Consider the following 4,160-nt stretch of genomic DNA (forward strand, 5'->3'; position numbering starts at 1 on the left):
GGACCCGCCCCCGCCGAGGCGGGCCGGAGGTGCGAAAGGAGCTCCAAAAGGAGCCGGAGGCCCGAAAGGGCGCGGCGGTCCGGGCGCGTACGACGGGCTGTCGTTCCTTCGCGGCGGGTTCGAGCTGCCGGTCCCGCGGCCGCCCGCGCTGGTCAGGGCCTTCAACGTGCTGCGGCAGTACGACGAGCCGGCGGCCTGGCACGCATGGGACGATCTGCGCGCACGCCTCGCGCCCTCGGGCGTCCTCGTGGAGGGGACGTGCGACGAGATAGGGCGCCGGGCGGTCTGGGTGACCATCACCAAGGACGGCCCCCAGACCATCACGTTCGCGGCCCATCTGCCCTCGCTGGACCGTCCGTCCGCGCTGGCGGAGCGGCTGCCGAAGACGCTCATCCACCGGAACGTGCCAGGGGAACCCGTCCACGCCCTGCTGACCGCGTTCGACCGCTGCTGGGCGACGGCCGCGCCGCACTCGGCGTTCGGCCCCCGCGCGCGCTGGGTCGAGGCCGTGTCCCTGTTGGCGCAGACCCACCCGGTTCTTACGCGTCCTCCCTATGGCGGACGACACCGGTGGCGCCTCGGCGAGGTCACCTTCCCCTGGAAGGCGGTCGCGCCGCCGGCGCCCAACGTCCGGTGAAGCCTCACTCGCGGTGGAGCTTGTAGGGGGCCGCCTGCACGCGCGGCTGGACGTCGATCCGGTCGATGTTGACGTGCGGCGGACGGGTGACGGCCCAGGCGATGCAGTCGGCGACGTCCTCGGCGACCAGCGGCTCCGGGACGCCCTCGTACGGCTTGGCGGCGCGCTCCTCGTCCCCGCGGAACCGGACCAGCGAGAACTCCTCCGTCTTCACCAGCCCCGGCGCGATCTCGGTGATCCGGACCGGCTCGGCGCACAGTTCCAGCCGCATCACGTCGTTGACCGCGTAGGCTGCGTGCTTGGCCGCGTTGTACCCGCCGCCGCCCTCGTACGGGACGTGCGCGGCGAGCGAGGTGACGTTCACCACATGGCCGACGCCGCTCTCGATCAGTTTGGGCAGGATCGCCTTGGTCACCCGCACGAGGCCGAGGACGTTGGTGTCGTACATCGTCTGCCAGTCGGCGAGGTCGGCGGTCGCGACGCTGTCGAGGCCGACGGCGCCGCCCGCGTTGTTGACCAGCACATGGCAGGTGTCGACCGCCGCCGCGAGCGCGTCCACCGACTCCTGCGAGGTCACGTCCAGGGTGACGGGCGCGACCCGGCCGGCGCCCGGCACGGACTCGGTGATCTCCTTGGCGAGGGCGTCGAGGCGGTCGCGGCGCCGCGCGGCGAGGACGACGTTGAACCCCTCCGCGGCCAGGCGCTTCGCCGTGGCGGCCCCGATCCCGCTGCTTGCTCCGGTCACTATCGCGGTCTTACGCATGCGTCCAGGGTCCCAGACGCCGGACGCGGCACCGCCGGGCGGGCGGGGACCGGTGAGGTCGATCACTGTGGCGGTTTGTCACGGTTGTCCCCCTTGCTGAGGGAACACCTGACACGGTCGATAGGTTGCACTACCGGAGGTGGTGTGCAGTGTCGCGTCGTATCAACCGGGTTGCGACGGTCAGTGTTCATACTTCCCCCCTTGACCAACCTGGTACCGGCGACGCGGGCGGCATGAACGTCTACATCGTCGAGGTCGCCAAGCGGCTGGCCGCGAGGGGCGTGGAAGTCGACATCTTCACCCGGGCGACATCGCGGGCTCTGCCGCCGGTCGTCGAACTCGCCCCGGGCGTCCTGGTGCGCAACGTCGTCGCCGGGCCGTTCGAGGAGCTCGACAAGACCGAGCTGCCCCGCCACCTCTGCGGCTTCACCTCCGGGGTGCTGCGCGTCGAGGCGGCCCACGACCCCGGGCACTACGACCTCCTCCACACGCACTACTGGCTGTCGGGCCAGGCCGGATGGGCGGTCAAGCAGCGGTGGGGCGTGCCGCTCGTCCACTCCATGCACACGATGGCGAAGGTCAAGAACGCCGCCCTCGCCGACGACGACAAGCCGGAACCGGCCGAGCGCGTCCTCGGTGAGGAGCAGGTCGTGGCGTCGTCCGACCATCTCGTGGCGAACACCGCCAAAGAGGCCCACGAACTCGTCGGCCTCTACGGCGCCGACCCGTCCCGCGTGGCGACCGTCAGCCCCGGCGTCGACCTGTCGATGTTCCGCCCCGAGTCGCCGATCCTCGCCCGCAGCACCGGCCTCCTCCCGCACCGCACCGGCCCCGCCCGGCGCCGGCTCGGCCTGCCCAGGGACGCGTACGTGCTGCTGTTCGTCGGCCGGATCCAGCCGCTCAAGGCACCCGACGTCCTGCTGCGCGCCGTCGCCCGCATGCTCGCGGACGACCCGGCGCTGCGCTCCAAGCTCGTCGTCGCGGTCGTCGGCGGCCCGTCCGGTTCCGGCCGCTGCCGTCCCGAGGGGCTCCAGTCCCTCGCCGCGCGGCTCGGCATCTCCGACGTCATGCGCTTCGAGCCGCCGAGCCCGCAGCACGAGCTGGCCGACTGGTACCGGGCCGCGGACGTCACCGTCGTCCCGTCCCACAGCGAGTCGTTCGGGCTCGTCGCGGTCGAGTCCCAGGCGTGCGGGACGCCCGTCGTCGCCTCCCGCGTCGGCGGCCTGTGCACGGCCGTCGCGGACGGCGAGTCCGGCGTGCTGATCTCCGGGCACGACCCGGCCGACTACGCCGCCGTCCTGCGCCGCCTGCACGCCGAACCCGGCCGGCACGCCCGGCTGTCGCGCGGGGCCGTCCGACACGCGGCCGGCTTCGGCTGGGACGCCACCGTCGACCGCCTGCTCGACGTGTATACCGGTGCCATGTCCATTCCGGCCGTTCCGGTTTCCGTCGCTGCGGAGGTCACCGCTTGAGCCCCGTCGAAACGATCAGGGAGACGCTGAAGGCGGCCGAGCTGGAGTTCGACGAGCCGCGCGAGAACGCGTTCTTCGTCAAGCTCCCCGGCCAGCACAAGCTCGCCACCATGACATGGCTGATCGTCGGCGACCACTCCCTGCACGTCGAGGCGTTCTTCTGCCGCCGTCCCGACGAGAACCACGCCGAGTTCTACCGGTTCCTCCTGGAGAAGAACGGCCGCATGTACGGGGTCGCCTTCGCCTTGGACGACGTCGGCGACGTCCACCTCGTCGGCAAGCTGCCCCTGGAGTCCATCTCCCCGGACGAGATCGACCGCATCCTCGGCTGCGTCCTCACCTACTCCGACGAGAACTTCGACAAGGCCCTCGAACGCGGGTTCAAGACGTCCATCCAGCGCGAGTGGGACTGGCGGGTCAAGCGCGGCGAGAGCCTCGCCAACCTCCAGGCGTTCGCCTCCTTCGCGGACCCGGCCAACCGCGAGTGACCCGCCCGGGGCCGATAGGCTCTGGAGCATGGCGACCTTGGTATTGCTCCGGCATGGCGAAAGCGTCTGGAACGCGGAAGGGCTGTTCACCGGCTGGGTGGACGTCGACCTCTCCACGAAGGGCGAGAGCGAGGCGACCCGCGGCGGCGACCTGCTGCTCGACGCCGACATCACCCCCGACGTGGTCCACACCTCCCTGCTGAAGCGGGCCATCCGCACCGCCAACATCGCCCTGGACGTCGCGGACCTCCTCTGGATCCCGGTGAAGCGCTCCTGGCGGCTGAACGAGCGCCACTACGGCGCCCTCCAGGGCAAGAACAAGGCGCAGACGCGCGAGGAGTTCGGCGAAGAGCAGTTCATGACCTGGCGCCGCTCCTACGACACCCCGCCGCCGCCGATCAAGGACGACGACCCGCTGTCCCAGGTCAACGACCTGCGGTACGCCGAGCTGCCGTCCGAGCTGATCCCGCGCTCGGAGTGCCTCGCCGACGTCGTCGACCGCCTGCTGCCGTACTGGTACGACTCGGTCGTCCCCGACCTGGCCGCCGGCAAGACCGTCCTGGTCGCCGCGCACGGCAACTCGCTCCGCGCCATGGTCAAGCACCTGGACGACATCTCCGACGAGCAGATCGTCGGCCTCAACATCCCGACCGGCATCCCGCTCGTCTACGAGCTGGACGACGACTTCGCCCCGCTCAAGCGCGGCGGCGAGTACCTCGACCCGGCCGCCGCCAAGGCCGCGATCGAGGCCGTCAAGAACCAGGGCGCCGCCAAGAAGGACGGCCCCAAGCCCCCCACCC

Annotated in this window: 5 protein-coding genes; 4 read left to right on the plus strand and 1 reads right to left on the minus strand. The window is 71.4% G+C overall.

Features of this window, described 5'->3' with window-relative positions; translation table 11 throughout:
- A partial coding sequence (locus E1284_RS38955) for a hypothetical protein (protein WP_243715011.1) occupies nt 1–637 on the plus strand: 637 nt, incomplete at its 5' end.
- Nucleotides 638–641: 4 nt separating this feature from the next.
- Here E1284_RS38955 and E1284_RS38960 read toward each other — a convergent pair.
- Entirely contained in the window at nt 642–1,400 is a 759-nt protein-coding gene (locus tag E1284_RS38960; protein WP_131945153.1) for an SDR family NAD(P)-dependent oxidoreductase, read from the minus strand.
- A gap of 149 nt (nt 1,401–1,549) precedes the next feature.
- Here E1284_RS38960 and mshA point away from each other — a divergent pair, with 149 nt between their 5' ends.
- The 3 genes from mshA to E1284_RS38975 all read left to right on the plus strand — a co-directional run.
- Entirely contained in the window at nt 1,550–2,872 is a 1,323-nt protein-coding gene (mshA, locus tag E1284_RS38965) for a D-inositol-3-phosphate glycosyltransferase (protein ID WP_131945154.1), read from the plus strand.
- Nucleotides 2,869–3,360 carry a type III secretion system chaperone family protein gene (locus E1284_RS38970; RefSeq protein WP_131945155.1) on the plus strand — a complete coding sequence of 164 codons (492 nt, stop codon included), beginning with the start codon at nt 2,869–2,871 and terminating at the stop codon, nt 3,358–3,360. The genes mshA and E1284_RS38970 overlap by 4 nt, the downstream gene beginning before the upstream one ends.
- Before the next feature lie 28 nt (nt 3,361–3,388).
- The coding region (locus tag E1284_RS38975) for a phosphoglyceromutase (RefSeq protein ID WP_131945156.1) at nt 3,389–4,160 on the plus strand (772 nt) is incomplete at its 3' end.

It is taken from the genome of Actinomadura bangladeshensis, assembly GCF_004348335.1.
GTDB lineage: Bacteria > Actinomycetota > Actinomycetes > Streptosporangiales > Streptosporangiaceae > Spirillospora > Spirillospora bangladeshensis.